The 16,070-nt window shown below is 46.6% G+C and carries 17 protein-coding genes; 10 read left to right on the forward strand and 7 right to left on the reverse strand.

Annotation, left to right across the window (positions count from 1 at the left end; all coding sequences use genetic code 11):
• Positions 1-37 precede the first annotated feature (37 nt).
• From QUA58_RS00770 to QUA58_RS00785, 4 genes are all read left to right on the forward strand, one after another.
• On the forward strand, positions 38-1,543 hold the full coding sequence (locus QUA58_RS00770; RefSeq protein WP_333392649.1) for an NADH-quinone oxidoreductase subunit M: 1,506 nt from the start codon (positions 38-40) through the stop codon (positions 1,541-1,543).
• Positions 1,544-1,749: 206 nt separating this feature from the next.
• The gene (locus QUA58_RS00775) at positions 1,750-2,139 is read left to right on the forward strand and encodes a NirD/YgiW/YdeI family stress tolerance protein (RefSeq protein WP_333392650.1); all 390 of its coding nucleotides are present in this window, start codon (positions 1,750-1,752) and stop codon (positions 2,137-2,139) included.
• 232 nt (positions 2,140-2,371) lie between these two features.
• On the forward strand, positions 2,372-3,694 hold the full coding sequence (locus tag QUA58_RS00780; RefSeq protein ID WP_333392651.1) for a CO2 hydration protein: 1,323 nt from the start codon (positions 2,372-2,374) through the stop codon (positions 3,692-3,694).
• A gap of 254 nt (positions 3,695-3,948) precedes the next feature.
• Positions 3,949-4,155: a hypothetical protein gene (locus QUA58_RS00785; protein ID WP_333248265.1), complete on the forward strand. Its 207-nt coding sequence runs from the start codon at positions 3,949-3,951 to the stop codon at positions 4,153-4,155.
• Positions 4,156-4,300: 145 nt separating this feature from the next.
• On the opposite strand, the gene QUA58_RS00790 is transcribed toward QUA58_RS00785, so the two are convergent.
• The 3 genes from QUA58_RS00790 to QUA58_RS00800 form a co-directional block, all read right to left on the reverse strand.
• Positions 4,301-4,519, reverse strand: coding sequence for a type II toxin-antitoxin system HicB family antitoxin (locus QUA58_RS00790; protein WP_333392667.1), 219 nt, complete (start codon positions 4,517-4,519; stop codon positions 4,301-4,303).
• A 113-nt stretch (positions 4,520-4,632) separates the two neighbouring features.
• Positions 4,633-4,776: a hypothetical protein gene (locus QUA58_RS00795; protein WP_228042149.1), complete on the reverse strand. Its 144-nt coding sequence runs from the start codon at positions 4,774-4,776 to the stop codon at positions 4,633-4,635.
• 52 nt (positions 4,777-4,828) lie between these two features.
• On the reverse strand, positions 4,829-5,299 hold the full coding sequence (locus tag QUA58_RS00800; RefSeq protein WP_333392652.1) for a hypothetical protein: 471 nt from the start codon (positions 5,297-5,299) through the stop codon (positions 4,829-4,831).
• Positions 5,300-5,466: 167 nt separating this feature from the next.
• Between QUA58_RS00800 and QUA58_RS00805 the strand changes: the two genes are divergently transcribed.
• The 5 genes from QUA58_RS00805 (at position 5,467) to QUA58_RS00825 (ending at position 6,962) form a co-directional block, all read left to right on the forward strand.
• Entirely contained in the window at positions 5,467-5,679 is a 213-nt protein-coding gene (locus QUA58_RS00805) for a helix-turn-helix domain-containing protein (RefSeq protein WP_006631306.1), read from the forward strand.
• Between the two features lie 85 nt (positions 5,680-5,764).
• A complete protein-coding gene (locus QUA58_RS00810; RefSeq protein ID WP_006631308.1) occupies positions 5,765-5,977 on the forward strand; it encodes a helix-turn-helix domain-containing protein in 213 nt (70 codons plus the stop codon).
• A 77-nt stretch (positions 5,978-6,054) separates the two neighbouring features.
• The gene (locus QUA58_RS00815; RefSeq protein ID WP_193974409.1) at positions 6,055-6,267 is read left to right on the forward strand and encodes a helix-turn-helix domain-containing protein; all 213 of its coding nucleotides are present in this window, start codon (positions 6,055-6,057) and stop codon (positions 6,265-6,267) included.
• 155 nt (positions 6,268-6,422) lie between these two features.
• Complete coding sequence (locus QUA58_RS00820; RefSeq protein ID WP_236506337.1) at positions 6,423-6,617, forward strand: hypothetical protein; 195 nt, start codon at positions 6,423-6,425, stop codon at positions 6,615-6,617.
• A 150-nt stretch (positions 6,618-6,767) separates the two neighbouring features.
• A complete protein-coding gene (locus tag QUA58_RS00825) occupies positions 6,768-6,962 on the forward strand; it encodes a hypothetical protein (RefSeq protein WP_236506338.1) in 195 nt (64 codons plus the stop codon).
• A gap of 78 nt (positions 6,963-7,040) precedes the next feature.
• Here the strand turns inward: QUA58_RS00825 and QUA58_RS00830 are convergent, their stop codons facing one another.
• The 4 genes from QUA58_RS00830 to psaA form a co-directional block, all read right to left on the reverse strand.
• Positions 7,041-7,577: a hypothetical protein gene (locus tag QUA58_RS00830; protein WP_333392653.1), complete on the reverse strand. Its 537-nt coding sequence runs from the start codon at positions 7,575-7,577 to the stop codon at positions 7,041-7,043.
• Between the two features lies 1 nt (position 7,578).
• Positions 7,579-8,934 (reverse strand): AAA family ATPase, encoded by a 1,356-nt coding sequence (locus QUA58_RS00835; RefSeq protein ID WP_333392654.1) that lies wholly within the window; start codon positions 8,932-8,934, stop codon positions 7,579-7,581.
• Between the two features lie 262 nt (positions 8,935-9,196).
• The gene (gene psaB / locus QUA58_RS00840; RefSeq protein WP_194010322.1) at positions 9,197-11,422 is read right to left on the reverse strand and encodes a photosystem I core protein PsaB; all 2,226 of its coding nucleotides are present in this window, start codon (positions 11,420-11,422) and stop codon (positions 9,197-9,199) included.
• 108 nt (positions 11,423-11,530) lie between these two features.
• The gene (psaA, locus tag QUA58_RS00845; protein ID WP_333392655.1) at positions 11,531-13,825 is read right to left on the reverse strand and encodes a photosystem I core protein PsaA; all 2,295 of its coding nucleotides are present in this window, start codon (positions 13,823-13,825) and stop codon (positions 11,531-11,533) included.
• A 652-nt stretch (positions 13,826-14,477) separates the two neighbouring features.
• On the opposite strand from psaA, the gene QUA58_RS00850 reads away from it, so the two are divergent.
• Positions 14,478-16,046, forward strand: coding sequence for a hypothetical protein (locus tag QUA58_RS00850; protein ID WP_333392656.1), 1,569 nt, complete (start codon positions 14,478-14,480; stop codon positions 16,044-16,046).
• Positions 16,047-16,070 lie beyond the last annotated feature (24 nt).

A 16,070-nucleotide genomic window follows, 5' to 3' on the forward strand; every position in this document is an offset into this window, starting at 1 on the left:
ACAAAATAGATTCTTTACTCTTCACTCTTCACACATTATGCTTAGTGCCTTGCTCTGGTTGCCCGCGTTGGGCGCTGCGGTAGTCGGGTTCTTGCCCGGAAACATGAATACGATGCGGGTGCGTTCAGTAGCCTCCGCTTTCGCTGCTGCTGTTTTTCTGTTGAATATCCTGCTGTTGACTCAATTTGATACGACAAATTCAGGACTGCAATTTCAAGAATATTTGCCTTGGATTCCCCAATTAGGTTTGAGCTACAACTTAGGGGTTGATGGCTTATCTTTGCCACTGGTGGTTTTAACCGGATTACTGACGGTATTAGTAATCTATGGTACCGGTGAAGAAATCGCTCGCCCCCAACTTTATTACTCTTTGATTTTACTGATCAATGCGGGGGTGGTGGGAGCTTTAATGTCTCAAAATTTGCTGCTGTTCGTCCTGTTTTACGAACTAGAATTAATTCCGTTTTACCTGTTGATTGCGATTTGGGGCGGCAAGCAGCGGGAATACGCTGCGATGAAGTTTCTGATTTACACGGCAGTTTCGGGACTTTTAGTTTTAGCGGGATTTTTGGGTGTAGCTTGGCTGAGCGGCTCTTTAAACTTCGATTACAGTGCGATTACTACTCAAGACTTGCCCTTGAAAACGCAATTAATCCTGCTAACAATTGTGCTGCTGGGGTTGGCAATTAAAATTCCTTTAGTTCCCCTGCACACTTGGCTACCAGATGCCTACGTCGAAGCTTCGCCAGCAACCGCAATTTTGTTGGGAGGCGTTTTGGCGAAGTTGGGAACTTACGGTTTGATCCGGTTTGGTTTGCAGATGTTTCCCGAAACTTGGTCGATTATCGCTCCCGGTTTAGCGATAATTGGGACGGTGAGCGTGATGTACGGTGCTTTGAGCGCGATCGCCCAAAAAGACATCAAGCGCATGGTAGCCTATAGTTCGATCGGGCATATGGGCTACATCCTCGTCGCCTGCGCCGCGGGCACCAAACTCGCCTTAATCGGTGCTGTCGGGCAAATGGTCAGCCACGGCTTAATTCTAGCTTTGCTGTTTTATCTAGTAGGCATCATCGAAACCAAAGCCGGCACGCGGGATTTGGACGTGCTCAACGGCTTGATGAATCCGATGCGGGGTTTACCCACGGCGAGCTCGCTGTTAGTTTTGGGTGGCATGGCAAGCGCCGGCATTCCCGGTTTGGTCGGTTTTATCGCCGAATTTTTAGTATTCCAAGGCAGTTTTTCTGCATTTCCAATTCCGACTTTACTGTGCATTTTAGCCTCGGGGTTAACAGCAGTTTACTTTGTAATTCTGCTCAACCGCACCTGTTTTGGAAAGTTGGACAACGCCACGGCTTACTATCCTCCAGTTAAGTTTGCCGAAAATATGCCAGCCCTAGTTTTAGCCGCGATCATTTTCTTCTTGGGAGTGCAACCAGTGTGGCTGCTGAAGTGGAGCGAATCTACTACAAATGCGATCGCAGTAACTCTGTCAACGGGTAGATATTCTCAAGTAGCTGTTAGCTATCAGCCGGAGAAATAGAGCGTGAGAAAGTGGGGGATGGAAAAAGTACGAGTCTTTGATGATTCTGCTTTCTTCTGCTTTCTACTTTCTTCTTCTTCCTGGTTCCAGCAGATTATAAATGTGTTAAAATAGGAGATAGCAGTCCCAGACGGCAGCTTCAAAAATAGACGCTAGAGTTTTAGCTAACTGACAAAATAGCACTGATTGCCAGGAAATGAAAACTCATGAAAGGGAAAAAACTTTTTAGTTGGCTCGCAGTGACAACCATTCTTTCATCTGGAGCAGCCACTTCTGCCTTTGCACAAGCGCTAACTCGAATCAGCGATTTGCAACCGTCGAAAACACCAATTACCATCTCTGGGAAAGTAGTCGGTTTTGGAGACGCTGATGACAATGAGTGGATTATTGACGACGGCAGCGGTCGAATTAGAATCGATGTCGGCCCCCGCCGGTGGCGCGATATTAATGTATCAAAAGGTGAAACAATCAGAGTTGTTGGCGAGATGGACGACGGTGAATTTAATGCTTTTTCTATTACTAGCTCGAACGGCTCATTAATTAACATCCGCTCTCCCCAAGGCCGGGAGCCTTGGGATGACAAGAACGACGATTAACTGCAAAATTTTGCGCTATCTGTCCGCAGAGCCTGGGATTGCGAACAAGAAGATTGCCTCCGACATTCCTGGAGGCATAAAAACATTCAAACCTTAATTTTTTACCCTTCCTCGTGACCTTAACGAAGAATATTCGTAAAGGAACCAAATTTCTGACTGCCTGTGCGTAAGCCCTAGACCGAATTCCGAATATTTCTAAATATTGAGATTCATTCAAATCAAGGAACAAACAATGGTACAAACTCCTACTAAACCAGCCACTAAATTGCCTCCTTCTAAGCACGAATTTGCTGAAGTAATTCACAGACTGGAAGCTGGCGGCGCAATGATTCCAGATACGCCGGAAAATCTGATGCAAATCATCGCTATTTGGAAAGCCTACGCGGTGCCGATGGACTTCTACTGGCGGGATTTGCTTTACATCGCGGAACGGGTATTTTTAAACCCGCTTCCCTTCTTTAAATACTTCTTACCCCAGGAGTATTTAGATTTGCAAAATCACTATTCAGGTGACGGTGCAGATTTGCGGATTTGGCGGGGGACTGGAAGTGCCCACCCAGAACTCTTGGAGTTCATGGAAAATGGGGAAACTGGCAAAAAGTCGCGACTGTTTCACCATTTGTGGCACGATCGCATTAACATGGAATTTGCCGAAGAAGTTATGAGGTCGATGCTTTGGCACCGGGGGATGTACGTTCCCGTCAATCAGTTTGACCCTTATCTCGACACCGACGAATACAAAGCTAATGCCGATCGCGCCATTAAAGCTTACTTCAAAAAAGACCCGTTAATGCTGGCGCTGCACAAAGCATTCCCCGAAATGTTTTTAGAACAGTGCCGCCAGATGTCTTATTACAGCAATCTCGGCTTGTTTTGGGAAGTAATGGCCCCGGTATTTTTTGAAGTTTCCGACTTGTACGACGAAGGCAAAGTTACCACTGTCCCGCAGGCGATGGATTTCATCACAAATGGCATATTTGCGATCGCCGGTCGTCCGATTTACCACCACGTTCTCATCGACGGCGAAACCTACGAAATCATCCCGAAATCTAAAGGTTTCACTTGGCTGTACGAAGCAGCGCTACCTTATGTAGAAGCTATATTTTACCGCACTTCGCCGTTCCGGGGAACCAAATCGTACAACGCGCAAGCCAAGGAAGTTCCCGACGATCAAAAAGACTTCCACTACGGAGTTTTGTATGCAGATAAATTCCCAGTAGGTACTGCCGGAATTCCGCCGACTTTGCTAGCACAAGATATGCTGCACTTCCTGCCGCCTTATTTGATGGATTTCTACAAACAGCGGTGTCGCGGCGAAGATGATATTCTCAATCAAATTGGCGTAACGTTCCAGCGATCGATGTACTGCGTTACTTCGGGGGTGATTCAAGCTTTGCGGGTTGCCCTACTGTATCCTTTGGACGATCCAAATCCGAAGCATTTGAAGGCGAATCGGGCGTTTTTCGAGTCTCAGATCGATCGCTTCTGCCGCCCGGAATACGGCATGAAATACGCAGCGAAGTTGAAGAACATTCAGACTTCAGATTACAGGTAAAAGATGTTGGCGGGCGGCCTAGAATCCCACCACACAACAGAACTCATTCTTTGTGGAACAGGCATCTTGCCTGTTCTCGACAATGGTGCAAAATATAAGTTGCAACTGACATGGAAAAAAGAGAGTTGTTTAATCGATTTCAAAAAAGGTATGATATTAAATAAATTAGCATCATAAATATACACCTCTCTCTTCTCCTCCTCTGCGCTCTCTGCGCTCTCTGCGGTAAAAAAAATCCCATCTAAAAAAGAATCATGAATAGCCAAGATGTCGCAAAATATATCGAAGCAACCGACGGGATTTCTAAACCGTGGCTGTTGGTGCAACTGCGGCTGAAAAAACTGCAAGAAAGGCGATCGGAGATTTCGACTGAAGAATATATGATAGAACTTGCCGACCTCCACCGGGATTTAATGAATCTGGGCGAATGGTGGGTGGGAATCGAAGATGAAGTGTTTTAAAAGTTAAATCGCGATCGGTAAAATCAGAAATTCATCAATAGTCTAATTCCATCGTCTAATTGTCTCAGTTTAATAGACAAAGAGAACAGGCGATTCACGAAGAAGGATAGCTGCGATTCACAAACTTTTCGGCTTTGGATTATACTCAGGCGATTTGAAGAATGCTAGGTTTCGGGATGGGTTCACCTTCTTCCTGCCAAGCTTCTAGATACATTTCGAGCACTTCTTCGCCATGTCGGATGGCTGCTTCGCGGGTTTTGCCGTGGGTACAGGGCATGATAACGCGATCGGCAAATTCTGGAATTGTCACTAGGAAAAGTTGATCTTCGTCAGACCATTGGACGATCATACTGTATCGATTCATGAATCTTCCTCCTTTAACTCGTCGAGTTCCGCTAACAATATTGCCAACTGCTTCTCTCTCATAGCGTGGCACATCATCTCCATCTTTGCCTGGAATTGTTAAGGTTTTGCTAATCAAAGGATGCTGCTATCTCTCATGGCTACTTTTTCCGCGTTTTGCCAAATAAAGCCTTCGCGGGTAATCTGAGCTTTTAACTCGCGAATTTTTCTAGGCATGGTGATTGTCCATTTTCTACCTCCATTGTATCCATTAGCCATTTATTTGAATTGTGCCTGTGCCCATTCTCACAGTTGCTCGTGCGATCGCACTTTAAAATCTTTCCATCAAATCTTTTTCGGTGGCATAAACATCTCGTAGCTGTTGCAGCGCCGCCCCAGAAATGACCGATTTAACCGTAGCTACCAATTTCCCCCACTCCAGCAATCTGTCAACTGAAACAGCTTTTTTAAACTTGTGCGTGTAGAATTTAGTCCAAAATGTCGGTGCTAGCTTGCTTTTCCAGCGTTTGTACCATCTGCCAAAATCTTGAAGGGCGATCGGCTTTACTTCTATAATTGGGGGAAAATCGGCGTAGCTGACAAAGCGGCTGATGTGTTTGGCGTGCACGTAAACCATGTAGCGGCAGCATTCGATGCGGTAAATCTCGTCTACTGCGATATCGAACAGCAGTGCGACTGTTTCTTCGGTGACGAATCGCGCCAGCGGATGCAGGATGGGAGATTTGTGAATTATCTTGGATTCTGCGATCGCCGATGATTTTCTCGAAGTATCTGATATCATAGTAAGTGCCTATTCTGATTGTAGATAAATCTATTGATGGTAGGTCAGACAGCTAGTAACTGTCTATTTAAGTTTTGAAAACGATCGCCTTTTAGTTTTCGAGGCCAGAGGGCGATCGCTTTTTCAGATGAAATTATTGTAAGGTGTTATAACACCCATTGTCAAGCATGGGTTTAGTTAGAATTAAAGTCAGAGAACTAGCCGCCGAGAAAGGCTGGACATTCAAGGAAGTTTCAGAACGTTCTGGGGTGGTGTACAACACTGTCAAGCACTATGCCCGCTGTCCGGGGCTGACAACGGTTGACTTTACCTTACTGCTGAAATTAGCTCGAACTTTTGATGTGATGATTGAGGATTTGGTTGAGGTTTTGGAAGAATAGCCGATCGACCTTGAGCATTCGAGATTGGGGCGATTGCTTTTTCAGATATAATTATTTTAAAACGCAACTGCATTATTTGTCAAGCATGGGTTTAGTCAGAGTTAAAGTGCGAGAGCTAGCGGCCGAGAGGGGCTGGACATTTAAGGAGGTGGCTGAGCGATCGGGCGTGATCTACAGCACCATAACCAGCTATGCTCGTCGTTCCGAAATATCAATGGTTGACTTTACCGCCCTGTACAAGTTAGCGCGGGCATTTGATGTGATGATTGAGGACTTGGTGGAGATTATTGAGGAATAGCCGATCGACCTTGAGCATCCTCGGTCAAAATAATCTATCTTTATAAAATAACTACGCAATTGCATCAACTATCAAGCATGGGTTTAGTCAGGCTAAAAATTCGGGAACTAGCGGCGGAGAAGGGCTGGACGCTTAAGGAAGTATCCGATCGCTCTGGGGTAATTTATAGCACCGTTAGAAGCTATGCTCGTCGTCCTGAAATGGCAATGGTAGACTTTACTTGCCTGCGGAGGTTAGCTCGAACTTTTGATGTGATGATTGAGGATTTGGTTGAGGTTTTGGAGGAGTAGGTCGATCGCCCTTTAGTTATCTAGACCGGGGGCGATAGCTTTTTTGTATTTTCTAGACTATAGCATGATTAACTGTGAATTGTCAAACATTATCGCAATTAATCTAACCGAGGATGCTAACATCAAGGAAAGTTATTCATAGTTGATTATTCTTCGTGGCAAAAACTAATACTGCGATCGCGGTCAGTTCCGTGATTAAGGAAGTCATTCAAAAACAAGCCCAAGCAACAAGACTAACTCAGAAGGAAGTCGTGTATTTGGGAATGCTGGCAATTGATGCACTCGATAAGGAAAGCCGCCAAGAGTTGGCTGACAAGGTACATCAGATGCAGGTTAATGGGGAAATTTGAGGGGTTGAGGCCGATCGCTCTTTCCACATTTCCACTATAAACCTTTCATTTCGTCTTGTCAAGACGCGCTTAAACATTTTGCACCGCAGCTAAAACCTTAGCTTAAAGGTGCTAAGATTTAGTCAAAGTTGTTAATCTCCCGTTAGTTTTGTGACTAGAGCCAGTACCGCGATCGGAGTCAGCCCAATTATCAAGGATCTCGTGCAGAAAAAGGCGCTAGCAACCCGACTAACGCTGAAGGAAATCATCTATGTCGGGATGCTGGCGATTGACGAGTTGGACGAAAAGCGCTTGCAAGAGTTGGCAGATAAGGTGCATCAGATGCAGGTGAATGGGGAGATTTGAGGGGATAAGGGCGATCGCCATTTGGGTGAAGTGAGGTTAGGGGCGATCGCACTTCTCAAAACTTCAATAACTGGCGAGTTAGCTTTTTGATTGCTTGTATGCTCTTAGCCAATTTAAGCCCCGCTTAGCACCTAGTTTTTTCTGCATATCTTCCAGAGAACTGTAAACACGCTTATCGCGGATCAGCTTTGCGTATCCATCTTTAACTCCAGGGATTGAGGTAAGGTCAGATTGGGGATTGTTAATGAAATCCAAGAAATCTGTAACGTCTTGAGGCTCAACAACTCTTTCGTTCAGCTTTGACTGCAAAACAGCTTGTTCAATAGCCTTTTCTGCTTCTGGTTGTTTGGTCGCAATCACAAACACCCACAGCCTGATTAGATTAGCTTCCTTAGTTGCTTCATAAATCGGTAAACCTGTGAGTAAATGGTATTGATCTTCTTCATCGGTGAGACAAACAATAGGCAGAGACAGGTTAAAGTTCCAATCTCTAACAGATTGGGAAACTTTTTTGAGGAGTGAGGTTGAAGTGCCTGACTTTTCTTGAGAAACTTCTATCTGATTTAAGAATAAAAGAGCAGGTTGGCTCTCAAGTTTTTTGTAAAAGTTGACCATGTTACTTACTGCTATTCCTTTCTAAGTGATCTATTTGTTTGACGATTTGTTCGGTCAAAGTTGAAAATTGTGTTGCTACACTACTCGCTGCTTTATTCTGCTCAGCAAATAAAGAAAGAGGTTGGCGAGCATGAGAAGCTTGACCAACAGCGGTAGCTCGCTTTATCTCTGGAAGAAGAGGAATATCTCGGAATATCTTAGAAACTAAAGCTTTTATAGTAGTGTGTAGCTTGACATTTTCAACCATCATAGGAACTATTCCTAAGATATTGCCTCTCGTACCATTGGTATTGTCTTGAATTTCTTTTGCCTCTTTTATGGGTTTCCTAATTGCATATACTGAGAGATACTCCATTTGCGAAGGTATAATGACATACTGAGCAGCAATGAGACCATTCTGAGTAACAGCAGTAAAACTAGGGGGCGTATCAATAACTACATAGTCATAATCGTTTGACAAACCTGATTTCCAAAGGGCATTGTCAAGTTTTTTATGCGAAAAAGCACCTAATCTTAAAATGTTACTGTCTGTCGTTTTGTAACTGCTTGGAATAACATCTATTCTTCCCTTTGTAGCATTAGCAATACTGATAATTTTATTTAAAGATGAAGGCTGAATACATTCCTTATAGCTCAAATTGGCTGAGTAGTATTCTAAAAATTCAATGAGTTCTTTTCGCTCTTTAAAGGACTCCAAAATTGTGACAAACTCTTTCAAATTTGTAGCATTATCTAACTCATCAGCTTTATTAACTCCTAAAGATAAACTAGCATTAGCTTGATCATCCAAGTCAACAACTAAAACTCTATTACCCATTTTGGCTAATTCATAAGCTATGTTAACGACTAAGGTGGTTTTGCCAACTCCACCCTTAGCTGTGTAAATTGCAATTGTACGCATTTTAACTGTATCCAAAAAATTTCTAACGAAATTTGCTACTGGTTGAACTTGTTCTGGGTTTTCTATATTGTGCTTGCACTTTAGAGTCGCTGACCCTTGTGTATATTCGTAAATCTCTACTGAAAATGGGTCAATTAGTATCCCAAATCTTGTATGAGAGTATTTCAGATACGTTCCTAACTGAGTGCGAGCTGCTTCATCAAGTCTAGTTTTAGCTGTCTTAATTTCAACCAGAAAGTTAATATACCGGCTCACGTCTTCTACTAAGAAATCAACTTCTTTTTGAGTCCAAACTATCAGAGCGTTGGCAGTTAGCCTAGGTACTTTCACCTTAAACTCAGGAATCCAGTGAGAATAACTACTCTTGCGAGGCAAACCCGTCATCTCTAGCATGGTCTGAACCAGATGCAGAGACACATAAGCCTCATTATTCCAGTCATAAGACAGTTGAACCATGTTGAAAACTCAGGATTTTCTCTATTATTACGCAAAATGAGGTTTATAGGATCGATCGCACTTTTATTCCTGCTTGACAGACTCAGCCAACCATTTCGCATTCTCCCACCGATGAACATCAATCGGACTGCATTTTCCTGATTCCTGAAATCCATTACATCCGTTACAGAATCCGTTGCCGAACTTCCTTCTTCTATACAAAAAAATCCCCCGCCAGAAGGCAGGGGATTTCATTTAATTACCTAGAAACCAGAGTTCAGAGTTACCCGAATTTCCCGGCCGTCGAGGCAATTACAAAGGCCGCGTAAGTGAGGACGTTGCCCACAGTAAAGTGAACTAAGCCAACCAAACGACCTTGGACGATCGACAAAGCAACAGGCTTGTCTTTCCAGCGAACCAAGTTAGCCAAAGGAGTGCGCTCGTGAGCCCAAACCAAAGTCTCGATCAACTCTTGCCAGTAACCTCTCCAAGAGATCAGGAACATGAAACCAGTTGCCCAAACAAGGTGTCCGAATAAGAACATCCAGGCCCAGACTGACAGGTTGTTAGTACCATACGGGTTGTAACCGTTGATCAACTGAGAAGAGTACAGCCAGAGGTAATCGCGGAACCAGCCCATCAGGTAGGTAGAAGACTCATTGAACTGAGCCACGTTACCTTGCCAGATGCCTAGGTGCTTCCAGTGCCAGTAGAACGTTACCCAAGCTAGGGTGTTCAACATCCAGAAAACAGACAGGTACATGGCGTCCCAAGCAGAGACATCGCAGGTACCGCCACGGCCGGGGCCGTCGCAAGGGAAAGCATAACCGAAGTCTTTTTTGTCCGGCATCAGCTTAGAACCGCGTGCATCCAGAGCGCCCTTGACCAAGATCAAGGTGGTGGTGTGCAAGCCAAGTGCGATCGCGTGGTGAACCAAGAAATCGCCAGGTCCGATCGCCAAGAACAGAGAGTTAGTGCTGCTGTTAATTCCGTCCAACCAGCCTGGGAGCCACACGTTAGCGTAGTTCGGCCAAGCGGTAGAAGCAATACTGTCAGGGTTAGACAACAGTACGTCCATGCCGTACAGAGCCTTTCCGTGAGCAGCTTGAATGAACTGTGCGAACACTGGTTCAATCAAGATTTGTTTTTCGGGAGTTCCGAAAGCGACTACAACGTCGTTGTGAACGTACAGGCCGAGAGTGTGGAAGCCCAAGAACAGCGATACCCAGCTCAAGTGAGAGATAATCGCTTCTTTGTGCTGCAACACGCGATCGAGCACGTTACCTTTATTTGCTTCAGGATCGTAGTCCCGCACCAAGAAGATAGCTCCGTGGGCGAAAGCGCCGACCATGATGAAACCAGCAATGTACTGGTGGTGGGTGTACAACGCAGCCATTGTCGTGTGATCCTGCGCCATGAAAGCGTAGGGAGGCATCGCGTACATATGCTGTGCTACCAGGGAGGTGATCACGCCTAAAGCAGCGAGGTGCCAACCCAATTGGAAGTGCAGCGAGTTGTTGTAGGTCTCGTAAATGCCTTGGTGAGGCATATTGAACGGGCCTTCAACTTTTTTGCCAAAGAAATCTTTGGCGTCACACATTTCTTTGATGCTGTGACCGATACCGAAGTTAGTCCGGTACATATGACCGGCAACGATAAACAGAACTGCGATCGCCAAGTGGTGATGAGCAATATCTGTCAACCACAGAGATTCTGTCTGAGGATGGAAGCCACCCAAGAAAGTCAGAATTGCTGTTCCTGCACCTTCGGCAGTACCGAAGACATGGCTCGCTGCATCTGGGTTTTCGGCGTATACGCCCCAGTTACCCGTGAAGAACGGAGCCAAACCTGCTGGGTGAGGCGGAGTTGACAAGAAGTTGTCCCAACCTACGTGCTGTCCGCGAGATTCGGGGATAGCAACGTGAACCATGTGACCCGTCCAAGCCAAAGAGCTGACACCGAACAAACCAGCCAAGTGGTGGTTGAGGCGAGATTCAGCATTCTTGAACCAAGACAAGCTCGGGCGGTACTTGGGCTGAAGGTGCAACCAACCTGCGAACAGCATGACAGAAGCCAGCAGTAGCAAGAAGATAGCTCCTTGATACAGGTCGCCGTTAGTCCGAACCCCTTGGGTGTACCACCAGTGGTATACGCCGGAGTAAGAGATGTCAACAGGGTTAGAAGCGCCAGCTTGAGTGAAAGCTTCTACTGCAGGAGCACCGAATTGAGGGTCCCAAATCGCGTGAGCGATCGGGCGGACATTTAGGGGGTCTTTAATCCACTGTTCAAAGTTACCTTGCCATGCTACGTGGAACAGGCTGCCCGAAGTCCACAAGAAAATGATTGCTAGGTGGCCGAAGTGAGAAGCAAAAATCTTTTGGTAAAGATTTTCTTCGGTCATGCCATCGTGGCTTTCAAAATCGTGCGCTGTGGCAATCCCGTACCAGATCCGCCGTGTGGTCGGGTCTTGGGCAAGGTCTTGGCTAAATTTTGGAAATTTCGTTGCCATAAGCCTTGATTAATCCTGAATCCTGAACGTTGAAGAGGTTCGGTTCCGAGGTTTGGATTCTGGGTTTGAGATTGCTCCCAAATCCTGAATCCAAAACCTAAAGGTAGTTTACCCTACCGAGATGATTCGCGCTAGGAAGAATGCCCAAGTAGTGACAATTCCTCCCAGGAGGTAGTGAGCTACACCCACTGCCCGACCCTGAATAATGCTCAGAGCGCGAGGCTGAATCGACGGAGACACTTTGAGTTTGTTATGAGCCCACACAATGGACTCAATCAGTTCTTGCCAGTAGCCGCGGCCGCTGAACAGGAACATCAAGCTGAAAGCGAATACGAAGTGTCCGGCTAGGAACATCAGACCGTAGGCCGACAGTGCCGAACCGTAGGACTGAATTACCTGAGAAGCTTGCGCCCACAGGAAGTCCCGCAGCCAGCCGTTAATCGTGATCGCACTTTGTGCGAAGTTGCCGCCGGTGATGTGAGAAATTGTGCCGTCTGGCGATACTGTTCCCCACACGTCCGACTGCATTTTCCAGCTAAAGTGGAAAATCACGATCGAGATGCAGTTGTACATCCAGAACAAGCCGAGGAAAACGTGATCCCAACCGGATACTTGGCAGGTGCCGCCACGGCCGGGGCCGTCGCAAGGGAACCGGAAGCCCAAGTTACCTTTGTCAGGAACCAAGCGTGAACTGCGTGCAAACAACACGCCCTTCAAAAGAATCAGGACTGTAACGTGAATTGTGAAAGCGTGGATGTGGTGGATTAAAAAGTCCGCCGTACCCAATTCGATCGGCATCATCGCTATTTTGCCACCGACTACTACTGCACCGCCGCCAAAAGCGTGGCTGACGATTTCCGTAGCATTAGGCGCTGTTGTTCCCGGAGCCAAAGCGTGGATGTTTTGCACCCACTGGGCAAATATCGGACGCAACTGAATCCCGGTATCCGAGAACAAATCTTGAGGACGACCGAAAGCCCGCATTGTATCGTTGTGAACGTACAAACCGAAGCTGTGGAAGCCTAAGAATATGCAAACCCAGTTGAGGTGAGAGATAATTGCATCTCTATGGCGGATTACGCGATCGAGCAAGTTATTAACGTGCTGAGTCGGATTGTAATCTCGCACCATGAAAATTGCTGCGTGAGCCGCTGCTCCAACAATCAGGAATCCGCCAATCCACATGTGGTGGGTGAACAGGGATAGCTGAGTCGGGTAGTCGGTTGCGATGTACGGATACGGAGGCATCGCGTACATGTGGTGAGCCACGATGATGCTCAAAGAGCCCATCCAGGCCAAGTTCCACGACAGTTGGCAGTGCCAAGACTGTGTGAAAATTTCGTACATTCCCTTGTGGCCTTCGCCAGTGAAGGGGCCTTTGTGAGCTTCCAGAACTTCTTTGAAGCTGTGGCCAATGCCCCAGTTCGTGCGATAGAAGTGTCCAGCGACGATGAACAGCACTGCCAAAGCTAAGTGATGGTGCGCTGTATCTGTCAGCCACAAACCGCCTGTAGTAGGGTTCAGACCGCCTTTGAAGGTCAGGAAGTCTGCGTATGCGCCCCAGTTGAGGGTGAAGAAGGGGGTTAAACCTTTTGCGAAACTCGGGTAGATGTCAGCCATCAAGCCCGGTGTCAAAATCCACTCATGCGGCAGGGGGATATCAGCAACTGTTTTAATCAGCTTGCCGCCCACTGTCAGGGGTGCGCCTGCATCGATCGCGTCCATGCAAGCATTTATCGGCAGAGCAACGTGAATTTGTTGTCCTGCAAAGCCCAAGCATCCACAGCCTAGCAAACCTGCCAAGTGGTGGTTCATCATCGATTCTACGTTCTGAAACCATTCCAGTTTCGGAGCGCGGACGTGATAGTGGAACCAACCGGCAAATAGCATCAAAGCTGCCATTACCAAAGCGCCGATCGCAGTGCAATATAGCTGGTATGAGTTAGTGATGCCATTGGCGCGCCACAGTTGAAACAGACCAGAGGTGATCTGAATTCCGTGAAAGCCGCCGCCTACATCTGCATTTAAAATTTCTTGACCAAAAATCGGCCAAACCACTTGAGCGCTGGGCTTGATGGCTGTAGGATCTGTCAGCCAAGCTTCGTAGTTGGAGAATTTAGCGCCGTGGAAATATGCGCCGCTCAACCATACGAAAATTACTGCCAAGTGGCCGAAGTGAGCGCTAAAGATTTTGCGCGAAACGTCTTCTAAGTCACTTGTATGACTGTCGAAGTCGTGAGCGTTAGCGTGGAGGTTCCAAATCCAAGTGGTGGTTTTTGGCCCCTTAGCTAGAGTGCGATCGAAATGACCTGGTTTTGACCACTTCTCGAAAGAAGTTGGAACCGGATTCTTATCGACTACTACTCTAACTTTTACCTCTCGCTCTGGAGGACTAATGGTCATGAAGACTCTCCTCTCGGTAAGACAAGGAACGAGAACTGAATACTGTATCTGACACTCCCCGTCCTAAAGCGGGCGGGGATTCTCGGGAAAGCCGACACTGCTTGCACTTCACTCTTTGCAGAGTTAGACGCAGGTGCATCGTCTCCCCAAGCATTTTGCTTCTTTGAAGAAGCCAGTTCCCCAGTGTCGCTAACAATGTCCCTGGGTACTGCCAACTCTTCTCGCTATCTGGAGCCGCCGATCGCCTCCTTGATTCAAGATTGATTTCAGGATTGATGCGGCTGCTCCTTTTGAGGGAGTTTTATGAATTATAAGCCTGCTCTGAGAAGTATTAATCGCTTGTTAACAATACTTAAAAAAGCCTCAATTCTTGATGTAATAAGCCCTTTAATTTCCACACACCCTCAAAAAAGTCAAGGGGTATTGCCATTAAGTTTACAAAACTCAAAGATTAGGGAATGGAGGAATACTCATTTATAGAGAGATGTTTAAGAAAATGGGTGCAGGAGTTATTAGTCGGATCGGATGGGTTGCCCACGGAGCCTCAATCCGGGCTCCTACGGGCCCCGAATTCCCGATCGGCAATTCCCCAATACAACATTCAGTTTTGGGCTATAGTTCCCTATGAGAAGGCTTCTAGGAGTATGGTTGCGTGATTGGCATCAATTGGCACAGAACGGTTGCGGGCAGGCTGGTGGCATTGTTCGCAGCAGCAGTATTAATTTTCGGTTTAGCAAGTTGTGGGGCGCGCGAGTCCGAATTCCCCGCATCAGGGAACAAGAGTGGCTCAGCTACCGCCCCAGCAAACAAAATTTCAGAGGTTTCTCCCCCAGAAGCCATTCAACAACTGCGTCAGGCGCTAGAAATATATCAGCCTCAAATTAGTATTTTGAATCCCAAACCTGACGAAGTGCTTCAGGATATAAATGTGTCCGTTCAGTTCCAAGTAAAGAACTTACCCCTTTTCAAAGACGCAAACTTGGGTTTGGGGCCCCACCTGCAAGTTTTATTAGACAACCAACCTTATGCAGCAGTTTACGACATCAACCAGCCTTTAACACTCTCAGACTTAGAACCCGGAACCCATACCCTGCGGGTGTTCGCGGCTCGTCCTTGGGAAGAAAGCTTTAAAAACGAAGGTGCTTACGCCCAAACCACCTTCCACATTTTTACCAAAACACAGAACAATAATCCCGATCGAACATTGCCCCTATTAACGTACAACAGCCCCCAAGGCAGCTACGGGGCAGAACCCATCATGCTTGACTTTTACCTGACAAATGCTCCCCTGCACCAAGTGGCGCAACAAAATTCCCAAGATGAAATACTCGATTGGAAAATTCGAGCCACAGTTAACGGCCAAAGCTTTGCGATCGACCAGTGGCAACCTATATATCTTAAAGGATTCAAGCCAGGGAAAAACTGGGTACAGCTAGAATTAATCGACGAACGGGAAAAAATTGTCAAAAACGCCTTTAATAATACAGTCAGACTGATCAATTTCCAACCGCTCGGTCAAGATCCTCTTTCAAAATTAGTGCGGGGCGAACTAACAGCAGCAGAAACTCGCGGTATAGTCGATCGCACCTACCAAGCCCCTGCTCCCACACCAACCCCAACCCCAACCCCGGAACCGACACCGACACCTGCATTAGAAAAAACACCAGTTGTCCCACCCTCACCAGCGGTTCCAGAAACCCCTGTTACCGAACCCAGCTTAGAGCCAACAGTCGCTCCCGAAGTTGCTCCCATTCAAGTAATAGAAACGACACCTACAGCAACCCCCCAACTCGAAGCGCCCAAACTTGTAAAACCAGTTCAAGTAATAGAAACGACACCGACAGCAACTCCACAGTTAGAAACCCCGAAAGTTGTTGCACCAGTTAAAATAATAGAACCGACCGCAACAGCATCTCCCCAAGCAAAAAAACAGGAATATAAAGGATACTACAATCGGTTCCGCAACTTCTTGCGTGAAGAACCCCAACCTTCTAATCCTTCAGAGCCACCAACCCTGCCAGAAATAACAGGAAAAGCTCCAGTACCAAAAGTAGTCGCTCCCGCGATACCAGAAGAGTCTCCCAATCTTGTACAGCCAACGCCACCAGTTGCCGCTGAAACTCCTAGCCAGCCAACCACGGAATTAGCAGATCCCAAAACAACTGTTTCCCAACCCGAAAATCCCCCCAAATCCGAACAAAAAGTCGAATTTGCCACCTAACAAAAACTTTCTGGGCTTCTTTGT

Source organism: Microcoleus sp. N9_A1, from assembly GCF_036701795.1.
Taxonomy (GTDB): Bacteria; Cyanobacteriota; Cyanobacteriia; order Cyanobacteriales; family Microcoleaceae; genus Microcoleus.